Source organism: Planktothrix pseudagardhii (assembly GCF_904830925.1).
GTDB classification, from domain to species: domain Bacteria; phylum Cyanobacteriota; class Cyanobacteriia; order Cyanobacteriales; family Microcoleaceae; genus Planktothrix; species Planktothrix tepida.
In genome coordinates, this window is record NZ_LR882967.1 from 3646526 (window position 1) to 3663291 (window position 16766).

Here is a 16766-nt window from a genome sequence, read left to right on the forward strand (position 1 = left end):
TGAATAGCTTATATTAATCACTATTCTGGCGACTTATTGTCAACCCTTGTCCAATAAACGGGTAAAAAAAGTTTCACCCCAACCCCTTCTGGATAACCTGGTTTTACGATATGATAAGGAACTGTATAAGTTTCTAAGTAAACTATCTTGAGTGAGATTTGTACCCCAGTCGCACCAGGTCAACCGTTGACACCTTACCAGAAAATTGGTTTGGAATCAGTCACTCGTCTACATGGCGGACGGGATGTGGTACTGGCGATTGACCTAACGGAAAGCGTCGGTTTGAATGATGAAGGTCATTTGCGTTTACGTCAAATTGTTGAAGATAGCTTAAAATCAGGAGACACCGTTTATGTTGTGCCTTTTGCTACAAAAACTAACCCTTCAACACCTGAGATCAACCCTTTAACTTTAGAAACTGCAATTCAGTTTAAAGGGAAAGCCGATGTAGAAAAGATTTTACAATTAATTCCCTTTCAGCCTGACCTGAGATTACAAAATACCGATATTCAACAAGCTGAGTTAACGATTTATCAGGGTTTAGCAGATCTCAATCAATGTCGTTTAACCCAGAATCAACCGATTAAACCGCAATCGATTGTTTGGATTACCGATGCACCGTTATTTACAAAATCCCCTGCTACCTCTGAAGAATGGACGGAAACCCCAGCAGACAGTCCTTTCCGAATAGCAACTTCTCCAGAAACACAACAGCGCCAAGAGTGGTTAAATCAATTACCTTTAAATCAGCGATCGCTTCCGATTAAAACTCAAGAACAGCGACAATATAACCTAACAATTGTTGATATTCCTCCGAATGTTCAAGAGTTCTGTACTCCTACCCCCGGACAGAAAGAAACTTGTTTAGTTTCTCCTTATTTATGGAAACAGTTATGGCTACCCGGATTAATTTTAGGAATTTTAATTCTTGCTAGTGTCGGGATGGGAATTAAAATTTATCGTTTGAATAAAAAATGGAAACTGATGGTTAATTTTGATGATGATGATCAGGTAGCAGATCAAACCTGCTCTCTCGGTAATCATCAAAGAATTGCCATTGGTGAATATGAATCTGGTTGTCAGGATACCATTGATTTACCTGGAGCAGAAGTTCGGGCTTATTTAGTCAGAAAAGGAGAAAAACTTTATTTAGAACCGACGAACAATAGCCGGATTGAATATCAAGACAAAATTGTCGATCAAAAAATCCAAATAACCAGAAGTAGGATAAATTTTAATTGCCCTAATCCTAAACCTCCCAAAAACTACAGATTAACCATTAAAATTCAAAAATAAACTAACCAAAAGGGATTTATCATGCAAGCTAATGATTATCAACTGCAAGGAGTTCAACGCACAATTTGTATCGGATTAGGAGGAACAGGACGAGATGTTTTAATGCGAATTCGGCGGTTAATTGTAGAAAAATATGGAGATTTAACAGAACTACCAATTGTTAGTTTTGTTCATATTGACACAGATAAAACTGCCACTCAGTCCGCCAGTTTAAAAACAGGTAATACCTATCGGGGTGTTGATTTAAGTTTTCGAGATTCTGAAAAAGTAAATGCCATTTTAACTTCCGCAGAAGTAACCAATTTTGTGCGAGGTGTAGAACAGCGTTCTAAATCCAATCGTTCTGGGCCGTTTGATCATATTTCTCGCTGGTTTCCGCCTCAATTACTTCGTAATATTAGAGCCGTTGAAGAAGGAGCAAAAGGAATTCGACCTGTGGGAAGATTAGCGTTTTTTCATAATTATCAAAAGATCAAAACTGTCATTGAAACCGCAGCAAAACGGACAATGGGTCATGAAGCAACCTTACTGAAAGCCAGATTAAAACTTGAACCCGGATTAAATATTTTTGTGATTGGTTCCCTCTGTGGCGGTACAGGAAGCGGAATGTTTTTAGATGTTGCTTATAGTTTAAGGAAATCCTATGGAGATAAAGGCACGCAATTACTCGGATATTTAGTGGTAAGTCCACAGTTATACAGCAATGCGTCCTATATGAATGCTAATACTTATGCAGCCTTAAAAGAACTCAATTATTATAGCAGTGCGGGGACTCGATTTGAAGCTTGTTATGATATGCAAAATTTGGTAATTGTTCAGGAACCTCGCGCCCCATTTGATTATACTTATTTAATTTCTAATGAAACGAACGGTGAATATACAATCTTAGAACAACAAAAATTATGTAATGTAATTGCCCATAAAATCGCGTTAGATTTTATCGGAGAATTAGCCCCTGTTGCTAAAGGAATGCGGGATAATTTACTAAACCATTTAATTCAATCGGATAATCATCCCCGTCCTAATACTCAAGGATATTTAACCTTTGGCTTGGCTGCGATTTATTTTCCTCGTGAAATTATCGTAAAAATTGCCTTAAATCGAATTAGTTTAAAATTGGTTAATTTTTGGTTAAATGGAGAAGGTCAAAGTCCCGATCCTCAATTAATTATTGAACAATTTTTGATTAAATATAATTGGTATAGCGATTTAATCCAACGGGATGGGTTTAAAGAACGACTTGCTGGAGGCGTTCAAGAAGGGAGCAAAAACTTTTCTACGACCTTAACTAAATTCAGAGAGAAATTAATTCAAAAAATTAATGAGTGTAGAAATAGTGAAGATCGGCTCAGTTTAAAAAACAACTTATTACGAGAATTACGAGAACAGTTCAGAAAAGTTCTGCCGGGAGAAACGGAAACAACAAGAGGAATTTGGTTAACTCGGTTAATGCAGGTACAACCGCTCATCGCTCAACAATTGAAAAATCATATTAATGAATTTATTGAGGAATTAATGACCCCTAGCAATCCCAAATTTTCGACTAAAAGTGTTCGTGATTGGTTAGAGGCGATGCAAACAGAATTAAACACCTATCAACGTCAGTTAGAGGAAGAAATTAGTCAAGGGGAAGGAATGAAAAAAAATGAAGACTTAGAGAAAAAATTGCGAGATTTAGAACAGAACATGGATGAGATAGAGCAAAGAATTGAACTCCCCATACTGAATCGTAAAAATGCCGATATTCAGAGATTAGCGAGAAACGTTGTTCAAAGTATTATGCAGTTAATTCAGCATAATTTCAAATTAGCAGTAACTCAAGAAACATTAAAAATCGTCAATGATTTGCAAAAGTATGTTAGAGATTGTTCGACTGAAGTTGCCACCTTTAGCCGGATGATCGAAAATTTAAAAACGAATTATGAGAAAGAACAAAATGATCTGATAAATTCTAATTTTAATGAAATGAGTGGAGAAGCTATTTTTGCTCAAGAAGATATTGAAGAATGTTATCAAACCTTATTACCTGATTTAGAGTTTCGCTCTGCATTGGTGTTAGTGAGTAAAGATATTACAGAGGCATCTGGGGTAGGAGAATCGATCTGCTATTTAATTAATCGTACCACTGGAGAGCAACTGAAAACAGAAATTGATCAAAAAATAGATGGTGAATTTGGTTCTCGGAGTAACCAAATTGTTAAATCTGTGATTAAGCGTTTTATTCAAAAATATTCTGGGTCAATTCGTCCTACCCGTTTAGGACAAATTATTGAGCAGGCAGAACCTTTATTACGTTTAAATGTGAGTGATCCTTATTTTTCTAATCTTTCGGATAAACGAAAAGAATTTATTGGATTTAAAGATACCGATGAGGTAGAAGTAAATCAGTTTAAAATGACTCTGACTCGTGATTTGGGAATCGACCCAACGGCTTTAAAACCGACTCAAGCTGAAGATCAAATTTTAATTGTTCGGGAATATGGTGGGTTTCCTTTACGGTTGATTAATGGTTTAGAAGAAATCAGAAATCATTATATCCGAGAACAAAATAAAGATGGCTCAACTTGTCATTCTGATTATCAGATCCCCTTTACTGATATTATCCCCCCAGATGCTAGACTCATGGAAGAATTGGAAGATGTTTTCTATCCTTGTTTAGCATTTCAGTTAATTGTTAAAAATCCTAAAAATCAAGGCTTAGAGTTTCAATATTACGATAATTTACGAGACTATTATTATACAGCAGAACTGAACCCAATTTGGAATCAAGCGTTAGAAGAACTAGCGAATCACCGAGAAATGACGAAAACGTTAAACGAGTTATTAGAGGAGGAAATTAATCAGATTCGTCAAAATCCTGATCTCTGGAAAAGTCAATATTTACCCAGATTACAGCAATTTGTGGATTATGTGGATAATTTACCTGAATCTAATCCTAATTATCTTTATAAATCAACGGTTGTGGGGACTCCGGGTACAATTAATAATTTAGGACATGAAGGAGTTATTAATCGTTTTCGTCGAAAAATTCAGGAAAGTCTAACTAAGACTGGAAGTTTACCAACATCGGTTAATGACGATTCTGCCGCTTTAGTAAAGCGTGGAGAAAATTCCAGAGATTTTAACCAAAGTGATGACAGTTTAGAGGCAAAATTAAGGCAGCTAAAACAAAAATTAGATCAGGGGTTCATTACTCAAAAAGGATATGAATTTGAGAAAGAAGAAATTCTACGGAAATATGGTTGTTAACTCATTTTAATTTAGTTACATTGATTTGAATCTAAGCTCATGTTCAATCTTGAGGATATTTTATGTTGTTTCCTTCTTTTCCTCCTTTACCGCCTTTGTTAATCATTTTGATCGGGATATTTGTGTTTATTCCCTCGATCATTACCCTCTATTATCGCTGGAATCTTTATCAACATTTAACCACTCAAGCGAATAAAATTTATCAGATTATCAATAAACGGGAGCTTGAACTCCCGCCTGCGATTGTACAAGTTTTAGAACAGAGTTTTGCAGAATCCAGCCAAAATTTAGAACAAGTGAACACGGCGGCTTTGATTGATCAAGCCTACAGCCAAGAAAAGGTTTTAGGGAAATCCTGCGAACAAATTGAATATTGGTGTCGAATTATTCCGAATTTACTCCTGGCTTTTGGATTAATTGGAACCTTTATTGGAATTACGGTCAATTTGGGTTCTTTGAGTCAAACTATTAGTCAAAGTCAAGCAACGGATGTTAGTCAGTTAGTAGAGGAATTAAAACAACCCCTAGAAGGAATGGCGATCGCTTTTATTACCAGTTTAGCTGGGTTATTGTGTAGTGCATTATTAACTGTTTTAAACTTTTTATGGAATACGAGTCTAGCGAAATATCGTTTAACGGTTTCTTTAGAACATTACCTCGATAATATTTATTATTCATCCTTAAATGGTCAAACTCGGTTGGATAAAGTTGTTAAAGGAATGTCGAGTGAATTTAAAGATTTTTTAGATCGATTTGGTATTACTGTTAGAGATGCGGTGGAATCTGCCATGAGAGATAATATTCATCAAATTACAAAAGCGAATGTAGAAGCGAGTGAATTAGCTCTAAAAGTCTATAGTCAATTATCCAATGCTACAGGAACGTTAGAAAGGGGAGCTAGAGAGTTTCAAACCGCCACAGAAAGTTTTACAAATGCGGTACAAGTGAGTAACACAACGGCTGATAAATTAGAACAAGTTGCTCAAGGTTTTGAACAAAGTGAATTTCCTAAACAATTATCAATAATCGCTACTGATTTTGGAGAGAATCAAAAGAATTTTTCTGACTCAGCATTCGGTTTATTTCAAACGGTTAAATCTTTGGAAACAATATTAAATCAACTTCAGATCTTTACAGAGCAGTTATTAAAAACGGAAACAAAATTAAGTGAACTTAATCAAAGTTCCTTACAAGTTTTAGAGTTAAATCAAATTAATCAACAATCCCTAGTTGAAATTATTCCTCAACTGCAACAAGGAGGAAAAAGCTTGGAGTTAAGTTCTCAAACGTTAGAGAATATCCAAAACAAACTTATTGATAAATCCGATCATTTAGAAGGTATTCATAAACAATTAGAAACCTTAGTTAAAACCCTTAATAGTTATACAAATACAGTGAATTTTGAACTAGAATCTTTAAGTAAAATGATGAATAAGCTCATTAAAGAACAAACAAATAGTAGTCAGTCCTATTCACAAGTCTTAGCGGATAAATTAGAAGCAGCAATTAAACCTAATATTAAGTATATTATTGAGATGAAATCTGATTTATCTCAGGTACTTAAACTCTTAAAAGAACAAAGCGGTAATCCGGGAATTAAGAAAAATAAACCAAAATTTTGGGAAAGTAAATAAATTTAGGACTGATGCTGGAGATTCTCGGCTAGATCAGGAGATTGATCCTGAGTTCAGGTTTTCATATTAGTTACCCGGTTTCTTGGGTACAAGTTGGTAAGTTTTGTAATTATTATTATTAAAGGTTTAAAATTATGCGTCGTCCGACTCAAATTAAAAATTCATCGGAAGATTTGAATGTCTGGCAAGCATTTACAGATTTAATGTCTAATGCTTTTTTAATTATGAGCTTGTTTTTATTGTTAGCCATTGTTAAATCATCGTTATTAACTTCTAATTCAAAAGAAAAAGATCAGAAAATTAAAGGCTTAGAATTAACAGTTGGTTCATTAAAAAACGAAATTGAACGATTAAAAGCTCCACCAGTCATTGTGATTAAAGATTCTGATCGAGATGCACAGGGGCGATCTTTAAAATTTGAGACAGGTAAGGCAGATTTACCGGAAGGGTTGCGAATTTTTATTGAAGGGAATGTGGTGGAAAAATTAGAGGAATTTTCTAAAGTTTATCAAGGTTATGTAGTGGATGTAATTGGACATACTGATGGTCAAGAAACCTTTAATCCTGCTAGTAATTTAGATCAAATCTTAGAACAAGTTGCACAGGGGAACCAACCTGTTAAAAATCTCAAACCCGGTTCCAATGCTGATTTAGGATTAATGCGCTCTTTAGCAGTTGTTAAAAAACTCCAAGCTATTCAAGAACAAGGTCGTTTAAAGGGGTTAAAATTTAGAGCTTATTCAGCCGCACAATTATTTTTACCTTCAGGACAATATGCGTCGCAAAATCGTGCTTCTGATGAAACAAGAAGACGTATCGAAATTCGCTTTACTCCCCCAGGAGTTGAACAATATTAATAGGGTGATACCAAAGTAATCTGGAACTGTCGCCGGCGGGATGCACGGAGACTCTAAACGGACGTGGAGGAAACGTAAGACTATCTCAAGATAGCAGCACCCAAAGAAGCGTCAACCCGCCAAAATTTAAGCAGTTGTCAATTTTTGTAACTTAAATAGATGGAATCTCTGTCCGTTCACGGCGGAGAGGATGTCAACAATGGTAGGCTTTTCTTAATATCCAAAAAATCCTCCAATAAGCTGTTAAGCATCTAAATAGGGTATAATGAAAAACCAAGTTTAGAAAAATCAATCAAAAGATGCCTGCTAAAAATCATTTAAATGAAAAGCAAGTAGAGAAACTACAGAAAAGATTGAAAGAGGAAGAAAATGGACAAATCCGAGAAAGAATCTTGATTTTATTATTGCTAAATGATGGTAAAAAGCAAAGTGAAATTGCCAAGTTTTTGGGCTGCTCATTAAACAAAGTATGTTATTGGTGTGTACATGGAGACCCTGACAAATTAGAAAGCCTAAAAGATGAAAGAATGAAAGGAAATTATAGAAAAGCCACAGACAAATATATAGAGATATTATTAGAAACAGTAGAAAAAGAACCGGAAGAATTAGGATATGAATTTGGGAGATGGACAGGAGAAAGATTGGCAACTTATTTAGAACAAATCACAGGAATCAAATTAAGTAGTTCACAAGTGAGAAAGATATTAAAGGAAAAAAAGTATGTTTATTTGTGGGCAAAGTATAGCTTAGAAGAGAAAAGAGATCCAGAAAAAAGAAAATTATTTAAAGATAAAATAGAAGAATATTTGAAAATAGCAAAAGAAAGTCCAGAACAATTACAGGTATGGTTTTGGGATGAAAGTGGATTTAATTTAAGAGTGATAAAAAGAAAGAATTGGTGTAAAAAAGGGAAGAGGAAACAGATTAGAGGAGACAGGAGGAAAGGAAGAGTTAATGTGATGGGAGGATTGAGGTACTCGGATAAAAAAAGATTTGTAGAATTTCTGGATAAAGGAAATGCAGATAATTTTTATCAAGTGTTAAAAAGTTTTTATCAAGAGCTAATTTATGAATGGGTATTAGCGGGAAATCAAGCAGAAGAATTTGTAGAAAAAGGAGCTAAGATCCTGATTATTCTTGACAATGCAAGTTTTCACAAAAAAGAAGAGTACCTAGAAAAAATTAAAGCAGAAATGCCGAATGTCTATTTAGAATTTCTTCCAGCATATAGTCCAGATTATAATTTAATTGAATTAGTCTGGCATTCAGCTAAAGAATATATAGCTCATCGACTCTTTAAATCAGTTGATGAGCTAGAGTGTTTATTACATCAGCTTTTAAATGAAGGACAGTTATCTATTAAATGGGGACGTAAACTTAAAAACAAAGGTAATGCTATAATCACAGTTTAAATACACAACAGCTTAACCTCAACACAATTTTGATGGGAACTCCAATGCGACCTAAAATTATTGTTCTCGATGATGACCCCACAGGTTCTCAAACCGTTCATAGTTGCTTATTGCTGACTCAGTGGGATGTGGATACTCTGCGAATTGGACTGGCTGACCAATCTCCGATTTCCTTTATTCTCACCAATACTAGAGCTTTAACACCCGAACAAGCCGCTTCTGTTACCCGTGAAGTCACCCAAAATTTAAAATTAGCCCTCGCCGCCGAATCCATTACGGATTTTATGGTGGTGAGTCGTTCTGATTCAACTCTCCGGGGTCACTATCCTGTCGAAACCGATGTTATCGCCGAGGAACTTGGCCCCTTTGATGCTCATTTTCTAGTTCCTGCGTTTTTTGAAGGGGGAAGAATTACCCGCAATAGTATTCATTATTTAATCGTTGATGGTGTAGAAACCCCCGTTCATTTAACGGAATTTGCTAAGGATTCGGTCTTTGCTTATCAACATAGTTATTTACCCGATTATGTCACCGAAAAAACCAAAGGTTTGATTCCATCGGAAAAAGTAGAACGATTTTCTTTATCCGATATTCGGGTAGGAACCTTACCTCGGTTAATGCGTTTAACAGACAATCAATGTGTGGTTGTCGATGGTGAAACTCAAGCCGATTTTGATCAATTCGCCTCGGATATTATTACCGCCGCTAGTCAAGGAAAACGCTTTTTATTCCGCAGCGCGGCGAGTATTTTAACGTCTTTAGCTGCATTGGGAAATCAACCCATTCCCGCAGAAGAAATGGCAAAATATACCCGAAATGGAAAACCGGGTGTAGTGATTATGGGTTCTCATGTTAAAAAATCAACTCAACAATTAGAACGATTATTACAAGAACCTGGAGTTGTGGGGATTGAAGTGGATGTTTCCCATTTATTAGAAGAAAGTGAGACTCAAAGACAGGAACTCTTACAGCAAATTTTAGACCAAATCAAGGCTATTCATGAAGCGGGTCAAACCCCAGTCATTTATACCAGTCGTCAAGAATTACAATTTGACACGGTAGAAACTCGGTTAGCCTTTGGAATTAAAGTCTCTGATTTACTCATGGATATTGTTCGAGGTTTACCGAAAGATATTGGATTTTTAATTAGTAAAGGTGGGATTACTTCTAATGATGTTTTAAGTAAAGGATTAGCGTTAAAAACAGCACGGTTACTCGGTCAAGTGTTAGCAGGTTGTTCAATGGTGAAAACCTCTTCTAACCATCCTTTATACCCCAATTTACCCGTTGTTTTATTCCCTGGAAATGTGGGAGACTCCGATGGTTTAGCAACGGTTTATCGACGTTTAACCCAACCCCCAACCTAACAACCGTAGGGTGCGTAAGCTCCGCGCACGCACCACTCCCTAATTAAACTTAATTAATCTACCAATAATCATAAACCCCTACTAACAAGCCTATGGTTTTTTCTTCTTAAAAATCCAAGCCAGTCCCAGAATTCCGACATAAAAATTTTAGCAACGAAACTGAATCTTTCTCGATCAATTCAGCTTAAAATAGCGGATAAAGTCGATTAATTCAACTATCTTTAGAAAGAGATTGATACATCTTTAAATCTTAAAAATTCATCAAATATCTTGCTGAAATCGTTTATTTTTAGGCTATTCCTTGATGTTCTATCTATAGATAGAACATGGAAGAACTGAAACTTGATTATAGTGAGATGAGCTAACGAAACAAATCTTAATACTTGGCTCAGGTCAGAATTAATCGTTAGGAAATAATCTTGAATTTAGGAATTATCGTATGACAGCAACTTTGAGTCCCGATCAAGTGATTAAAGGGATATCAACCCATCTGCCTTCACTTTCTCAATCCGTTAATTTTATTGAGGCAGAAGAACACTTTATTCAACTGCTAAATTTAGAAAATCTCGATCAAAAAATCAGTATTAAGCCAGAATTAGTACAACCTTTTGAAGTCACACTCAATACCGCTTTATTAAGGGCTTATACCGAAAAAGTTAACAATAATGAGATTGATTTAGCCCATTTATTTTTACAACGCATTCTTTATCGAATTAATCGGCTGAATTTGTTTTGGTATGATGATTTAAAGCACTATAGCAACGAACGGTCTTATTATTTAAACTGGGTGCGCGATCGCATTGAGGAAGTTTGGCAAACGTGGGAAAATGCCCAATTTGATTTGGAAGAATACAAACAACAAGATATTAAACAAGCGTTAAATGAACGCAGCGAGGTTGATCTCAATCCAGCGATTACTGAAAATAAATATTATTTGCGGCACGAAATGACCCTGGAAGGGTATAAACATTTATTAGCGATCGCTTCTTTAGATGGATTAGTAGAAGCCAGTCGAATGTCGCGGATTTTGGGCGGTGCGAGTAACGAAGTTCAAGCCACATTAATCTTAGTATTACTCGAAGAATATGGCAATGGTCGTCTCAATCGAAAACATTCAACCTTTTTTGCTCAAATGATGGCAGAATTGGGGTTAGAGACGGAGCCAGAAGCTTATTTTAACATTGTTCCTTGGGAAGTTTTAGCCTCAATTAATCATAATTTTCTCCTAACAGAATGCAAGCGTTATTTCTTACGTTATAACGGGGGCTTAACTTATTTTGAAATTGCTGGCCCTGCCATTTATACCGATTATAAATTAGCCGCAGAACGACTCAAACTTTCAGATACGGCAATGGGGTATTGGGCATTACATATCCGCGAAGATGAACGTCATGGTCGCTGGATGTTAGACAAAGTGGCATTACCGTTAGTGGATCGATATCCGAATGATGCTTGGCAAATTCTACTCGGTTATGACCAAGAAAAATGGATGGGCGATCGGGCTGGGGATGCCGTGATTAAAGCGGTTAAACAAGCAGAAAAATCGGTTAGCAATTCCTAATTCAATTTTCAACAATTTCCAATTAACATTTATCTCTAAATATTCATCATGCAAAGCGGATTATTACCTTCTAATCAAGTTACAGAATCTTATTCTCCTGATCAAGTATTCTTCTGTCCTGAAGAATCTCAATTTTACTCTCAATGTATTGAGAAAATGGTATTAAATCAATGTACACCCTTTGACTCAATTATTGAATTTGGGACGGGTGAAGGAAGTCCTGTCATTAATTGTTTACTTAAAACTCGATTTAAAGGCTGTATTCATGGCTATGAATTAAACAGTGATGCTTGTAAATTAGCTCGGTCTACTATTGAGCAATATCAGCTTAGAAACAAGTATATTATTCATAATGAATGTTTTTTTAGTGCTTCCCCTGGTTCCGCGAGTTATTTAATTGCAAATCCTCCTTATCTTCCGGCACCTGATAATGATTTATATATGCCTGCTTTGTATGGAGGAATTGATGGAGCTACGATTACAAAGAAGCTGTTTACAGTGGGTTGTAAGAATGTTTTATTAATGATTGCAGCTTATTCTAATCCGGTAGAAACTATTGAGTATGCTCAAGCACAGGGTTATCAAGTGGTTGATTTTATGATTTCACCGTTAAAGTTTGGTTACTATAGTTGCGAACCAAAAGTTAAACAAACCATTGAAAACCTTCAGAAAAAACAGAAAGCCTTTTATTCTGAAAATATCTACTTTTTAGCCGGGGTTCTGTTTAAAAAAGAAGATCCTTTAAATGTTGATTTATCAGCAGAATTGTTGAAGGTTATGACCGCGTTATAACAGAAGGCAGGAGTAGAATGCTTTCCCCCATTCCTCAAGCATAACTAATATTTTGTTGTGTCGCCTCAGACCCCCATAATTCCGCCAAACGATTATTATTTTATTGTTAAAAATTTTAGGGTGCGTGCGCGTTGCTTACACACCCTACGGGTTATATTTTTAAGTTTTGACGGGGTTTAAAGGTTTCAATTTGACGTAATTTTTCATATAATTCTCGTTCTTCGGGAGTAATATTTTTAGGAATAACCACTTGAATTTCAATTAATTGATCGCCCCGTTCTCCTTCAAGATTCGGATAACCTTTATTGGCTAATCGTAACCGTTGACCCGATACCACCCCCGCAGGTAAACGCATTTTAACCAAACCATCTAACGTAGGAACATCAATTTCTCCCCCTAATACTGCTTCTGTGGGAGTGACAGGAATTTGACAATAAATTTCTGATTTTTCTATTCTAAAAAAGGGATGGGGAGTAATATTAATTTTTAAAAATAAGTCTCCCCCATTAATTCCTTGATTTCTCAAACGGATTTGTTGACCCTTCACCATTCCTGGGGGTAAATCCACTTCTAAAGACCGTCCATCTTCTAAACGGATGCGTTCTGTTCCTCCGGTATAAGCTTTTTCTAACGGTAAGGTTAATCGCGCCTCAATATCCCGTTTTGTTTCGCGGGGAGTGGGTTTATAAACTGCTTTTGTTCGAGGAGAATCATAGGGGTCAGTGGAGGTCATTTGAGGGGAGTTTTTCGGGTCAACGGTTCGCACTTCCCGCCGCCGTCCTAATAATTGATCAATGAAGGTATCAAAATCAGAATAATCTCCATAATCTACATCTTCAGTTTGAGAAATTGTCCGACGACTTCCCCAGTTTTTAATTCCTGAAAACGCATTTTTTTGCCAATCTTGAAACCCTTTTTGTTTCCAAAATTGACTATAATTATCATATTCTAATCGTTTTTCAGGATCAGATAAAATATTATAAGCTTCTCCAATATCTTTAAATTTTTCTTCTGCTTCCTTATCCCCAGGATTTAAGTCCGGGTGATATTGTCTGGCTAGTCTGCGATACACTTTCTTAATTTCATCAACAGATGCTTCGCGCGAAACCCCTAAAATTTGATAATAATTCCGAAAATTTTGCATAGGTTAAATTTAGGTTAACGAGTTCATAATTAAGTGGTCAGAAACCCGGTTTCTTTTAGAAACCGGGTTTCTAAGGTTACAACCAATCATCATCATCATCATCCCAATTATCACTAGGAGAATAGCGACGAGAACGTGATACACCTCCACCTAAACTACCGCCATTGCTGCTCCGTTGTTCATAACGGGAATAACTACGAGTCGGAGGTTCATAGGGATCAACTCGACGTTTTTCACCGGAAAAAGTTCGACGAATAGAACCAAATAAATCATCTTCATCGTCCTCCGTCGCAAAAATCGAAACTTCCCGACTTAACTCATATAAAGCATCTTGTAAATCTACACTAATTTGATCAATTCCTCGTTCATCATCTCGCTCTAAACTATCTCTTAAAGACCGAATTAAGGTTTCAATTCTTGACCGTTGACGTTGAGCAAATTGCATTCCATAATCTAAAGCAACTTCTCTTAATTGTCGTTCAGCTTGATAAGTTAACGCTTGGGCGCGGTTGCGTTTTTCGACTCGTTCTCGTTGTAAACGGTCAACTTCTGCATATTTTTCCGCATCTCGAATCATGCGATTAACTTCATCTTGAGATAAGGTAGAAGCACCTTGAATTACAACACTTTGTTCTCGTCCGGTGGTTTTATCTAAGGCGGTAACTTGTAAAATACCATTCGCATCAATATCAAGAGCGACTTGAATTTGTGGAACTCCTCGCGGTGCGGGCGGAATTCCAGTTAACTTAAACCGACCTAAAGATTTATTATCAACGGCTAATTCCCGTTCTCCTTGTAAGATATGAACTTCTACCAAAGTTTGGTTATTTTCTGAAGTTGAAAAAATATCAGAACGACGCACTGGAATAGTTGTATTACGGGGAATTAATTTTTTCATGACTCCCCCAATGGTTTCTAATCCTAACGATAAGGGAGTAACATCTAATAATAATACATCTCGTACATCTCCGGCTAAAATTCCCGCTTGAATTGCCGCACCAACCGCCACTACTTCATCAGGATTCACCCCTTGATTCGGTTCTAAATCAATTAACGTTCTAACTAATTGTTGCACCATTGGCATTCGAGTAGAACCACCGACTAAAATCACATCATCAATATCATTAGAAGTTAATCCCGCATCCGCTAACGCTTGTTTCACCGGACGACGTAACCGTTGAATTAAATCCCCACATAATCCCTCAAATTCTCCTCTGGTTAAGCGGGTTTCTAAATGTTTTGGGCCGTCTTCTGTAGCAGCAATAAAGGGTAAATTAATATCCGTAACTCCAACGCCAGAAAGCTCAATTTTTGCTTTTTCAGCCGCTTCTGTTAACCGTTGTAACGATTGGCGATCGCGTCTTAAATCTACTCCTTCTTCTGATAGAAATTGTTCTGCTAACCAATCGACAATTTTCTGATCAAAATCCGTTCCTCCCAGTTGCGTATCTCCACTGGTAGACTTGACTTCAAATACCCCTTCTCCCACCTCTAAAACCGAGACATCAAAGGTTCCGCCCCCCAAATCAAACACTAAAATTGTGCCATAATCTCTGCGTTCTAAACCATAAGCTAAAGAAGCCGCAGTCGGTTCATTTAAAATGCGTTTAACCTCTAATCCGGCAATGCGTCCGGCATCTCTAGTGGCTTGTCTTTGAGAATCATTAAAATAGGCAGGAACCGTAATCACAGCCCCGGTAATTTCTTCTCCTAAATACCGAGTCGCTTCTTCAACTAATTTTTTTAATATCATTGCCGAAATTTCTTCCGGCGCAAAATCTTTATTAACTCTGGGACATTTGATTCTAATATTATCCGTTTCATCCCGTCGCATCGTGTAGGGAACCCGTTTGGAGGCGGGAGACAGGTCAGAATAGCGACAACCCATCAGCCGTTTGACCCCATAAAAGGTGTTTTGGGGGTTCAAAACCGCCTGACGTCTAGCCATCTGTCCCACGATGCGTTCTCCTTCCTTGGTAAACCCAACGACGGAGGGGGTGGTTCGCATCCCTTCAGAGTTAGCAATCACAACGGGTTTACCGCCCTCCATGACCGCAACCACAGAGTTCGTTGTCCCCAAGTCAATGCCGACTACTTTGCCCATGCGTTGGTTATCTCCTTGTCAATATGGTTTCTGGCTAGATCACCTTATATTCTATCGTGTTGTAACGCAGTGTAACGTCTACTGGTTCCCTGACCTATAATTTAAGTTTGGGGCTATTCTTAATCTTGAAGACTACCGATCCTAATGATTTACAAATTTTGGCACAAAATTAGGGCAGGTGTTAATCAATGATTTTTGAGGATCAAAAGTTAACTTTAACCCGCCCCTATCAACCCTAAAAATAGGTTTTAATTCCCTAAAACGGCATTTTTAATTTCAGAAGCTTGTAAATTTTCCCCAATAAATACTAATTGGGTTTGACGAGATTCTGTTGGTTTCCAGAGACGATCATAAAAGGTTTCAATGCGATCGCCAACTCCTTGTAAAACTAACCGCATCGGTTTATGGGGAACCGAAACAAACCCTTTAATCCGGTAAATTTCCTGTTGTTTAACTATTGTTTTTAACCGTTCAATTAAGTCTTGAGGTTCAAAGTCTTGGGTTAAAATCACAGGAACTGAATTAATATTATCATCATGTTCGTGTTCTTCTTCAGTGTCATGATGACTGGGACGGGCTTCTAAATTATCCTCAACGGCTGAATTAAACCCTAAAATCACATCAGGATGAATATTTCCCTGTTGACAAGAAACAATTTTAACGCCCTCACGCAATTCTTGTTTTAACCAGGTTTCAACTTTCTGTTGAGTTTCGGCATCAACATGATCGGTTTTTGTTAATAAAATTAAATCCGCACAGGCGAGTTGATCTTCAAATAATTCTTCAATAGGGGTTTCATGATCTAAATTAGGATCAGCTTGACGTTGGGCTTCAACTGCTTCAATATCCCCCACTAACGTCCCCTTAGCAATGGCTTCACAGTCTACTACGGTTATAACACCATCAACTGTTGCACCCGTGCGAATTTCCGGCCATCGGAAGGCTTGAACTAAGGGTTTTGGTAATGCTAACCCAGAGGTTTCAATCACAATATGATCGATTTTATCTCGTCGTTTTAGAAGTTCTTGCATAGCGGGAAAAAACTCTTCCTGCACGGTACAACATAAACAACCATTGGTGAGTTCTACTAAGTTGACTTCTGGGGTTTCATCATCGCAAACTTGACAAGAACGGATCAATTCTCCATCAATACCGACTTCTCCAAATTCATTCACTAAAACGGCTATGCGACGACCTTGATTATTTTGTAATAAATGACGAATGGTGGTGGTTTTTCCACTTCCTAAAAATCCAGTAATGACGGTAACAGGAATTTTGGCAGACATAAGATTGAGTTAAAGATTAAAGGTAAAAAGTAGAGATGTTCTCTTCAACATCTCTACAGCAGTA

11 protein-coding genes are annotated in these 16766 nt (G+C 36.9%); 8 read left to right on the top strand and 3 right to left on the bottom strand.

The window, feature by feature from the left end; all coding sequences use genetic code 11:
• Positions 1-147: 147 nt before the first annotated feature.
• The 8 genes from NMK36_RS15435 (at position 148) to NMK36_RS15470 (ending at position 12168) form a co-directional block, all read left to right on the top strand.
• A complete protein-coding gene (locus tag NMK36_RS15435) occupies positions 148-1296 on the top strand; it encodes a VWA domain-containing protein (protein WP_254174108.1) in 1149 nt (382 codons plus the stop codon).
• Positions 1297-1317: 21 nt separating this feature from the next.
• Positions 1318-4545 carry a tubulin-like doman-containing protein gene (locus NMK36_RS15440; RefSeq protein WP_139295052.1) on the top strand — a complete coding sequence of 1076 codons (3228 nt, stop codon included), beginning with the start codon at positions 1318-1320 and terminating at the stop codon, positions 4543-4545.
• Between the two features lie 62 nt (positions 4546-4607).
• Complete coding sequence (locus tag NMK36_RS15445) at positions 4608-6179, top strand: MotA/TolQ/ExbB proton channel family protein (protein WP_072719350.1); 1572 nt, start codon at positions 4608-4610, stop codon at positions 6177-6179.
• A gap of 134 nt (positions 6180-6313) precedes the next feature.
• Complete coding sequence (locus NMK36_RS15450; RefSeq protein ID WP_072719349.1) at positions 6314-7036, top strand: hypothetical protein; 723 nt, start codon at positions 6314-6316, stop codon at positions 7034-7036.
• Between the two features lie 299 nt (positions 7037-7335).
• Complete coding sequence (locus tag NMK36_RS15455; protein ID WP_254172743.1) at positions 7336-8448, top strand: IS630 family transposase; 1113 nt, start codon at positions 7336-7338, stop codon at positions 8446-8448.
• 44 nt (positions 8449-8492) lie between these two features.
• A complete protein-coding gene (locus NMK36_RS15460; protein ID WP_072719348.1) occupies positions 8493-9815 on the top strand; it encodes a four-carbon acid sugar kinase family protein in 1323 nt (440 codons plus the stop codon).
• Between the two features lie 439 nt (positions 9816-10254).
• Positions 10255-11376 carry an iron-containing redox enzyme family protein gene (locus tag NMK36_RS15465; RefSeq protein WP_254174109.1) on the top strand — a complete coding sequence of 374 codons (1122 nt, stop codon included), beginning with the start codon at positions 10255-10257 and terminating at the stop codon, positions 11374-11376.
• A 48-nt stretch (positions 11377-11424) separates the two neighbouring features.
• Positions 11425-12168, top strand: a complete 744-nt coding sequence (locus tag NMK36_RS15470) for a methyltransferase (RefSeq protein ID WP_072719346.1) — start codon at positions 11425-11427, stop codon at positions 12166-12168.
• Positions 12169-12319: 151 nt separating this feature from the next.
• On the opposite strand, the gene NMK36_RS15475 is transcribed toward NMK36_RS15470, so the two are convergent.
• The 3 genes from NMK36_RS15475 to cobW all read right to left on the bottom strand — a co-directional run bounded on the left by NMK36_RS15475 (position 12320) and on the right by cobW (position 16702).
• Entirely contained in the window at positions 12320-13312 is a 993-nt protein-coding gene (locus tag NMK36_RS15475; RefSeq protein WP_254174110.1) for a DnaJ C-terminal domain-containing protein, read from the bottom strand.
• 76 nt (positions 13313-13388) lie between these two features.
• Positions 13389-15416 (bottom strand): molecular chaperone DnaK, encoded by a 2028-nt coding sequence (dnaK, locus tag NMK36_RS15480; RefSeq protein WP_254174111.1) that lies wholly within the window; start codon positions 15414-15416, stop codon positions 13389-13391.
• 248 nt (positions 15417-15664) lie between these two features.
• Entirely contained in the window at positions 15665-16702 is a 1038-nt protein-coding gene (cobW, locus tag NMK36_RS15485) for a cobalamin biosynthesis protein CobW (RefSeq protein WP_072719343.1), read from the bottom strand.
• Between the last annotated feature and the right edge of the window lie 64 nt (positions 16703-16766).

What these genes read in the sequence shown, in the direction of transcription:
- NMK36_RS15460 (WP_072719348.1), top strand. Translation starts at nt 8,493, where the DNA reads ATGCGACCTAAAATTATTGTTCTCGATGATGACCCCACAGGTTCTCAA.
- NMK36_RS15475 (WP_254174110.1), bottom strand. Translation starts at nt 13,312, where the DNA reads ATGCAAAATTTTCGGAATTATTATCAAATTTTAGGGGTTTCGCGCGAA.
- cobW (WP_072719343.1), bottom strand. Translation starts at nt 16,702, where the DNA reads ATGTCTGCCAAAATTCCTGTTACCGTCATTACTGGATTTTTAGGAAGT.
- NMK36_RS15465 (WP_254174109.1), top strand. Translation starts at nt 10,255, where the DNA reads ATGACAGCAACTTTGAGTCCCGATCAAGTGATTAAAGGGATATCAACC.
- NMK36_RS15440 (WP_139295052.1), top strand. Translation starts at nt 1,318, where the DNA reads ATGCAAGCTAATGATTATCAACTGCAAGGAGTTCAACGCACAATTTGT.
- NMK36_RS15450 (WP_072719349.1), top strand. Translation starts at nt 6,314, where the DNA reads ATGCGTCGTCCGACTCAAATTAAAAATTCATCGGAAGATTTGAATGTC.
- NMK36_RS15445 (WP_072719350.1), top strand. Translation starts at nt 4,608, where the DNA reads ATGTTGTTTCCTTCTTTTCCTCCTTTACCGCCTTTGTTAATCATTTTG.
- NMK36_RS15455 (WP_254172743.1), top strand. Translation starts at nt 7,336, where the DNA reads ATGCCTGCTAAAAATCATTTAAATGAAAAGCAAGTAGAGAAACTACAG.
- dnaK (WP_254174111.1), bottom strand. Translation starts at nt 15,416, where the DNA reads ATGGGCAAAGTAGTCGGCATTGACTTGGGGACAACGAACTCTGTGGTT.
- NMK36_RS15470 (WP_072719346.1), top strand. Translation starts at nt 11,425, where the DNA reads ATGCAAAGCGGATTATTACCTTCTAATCAAGTTACAGAATCTTATTCT.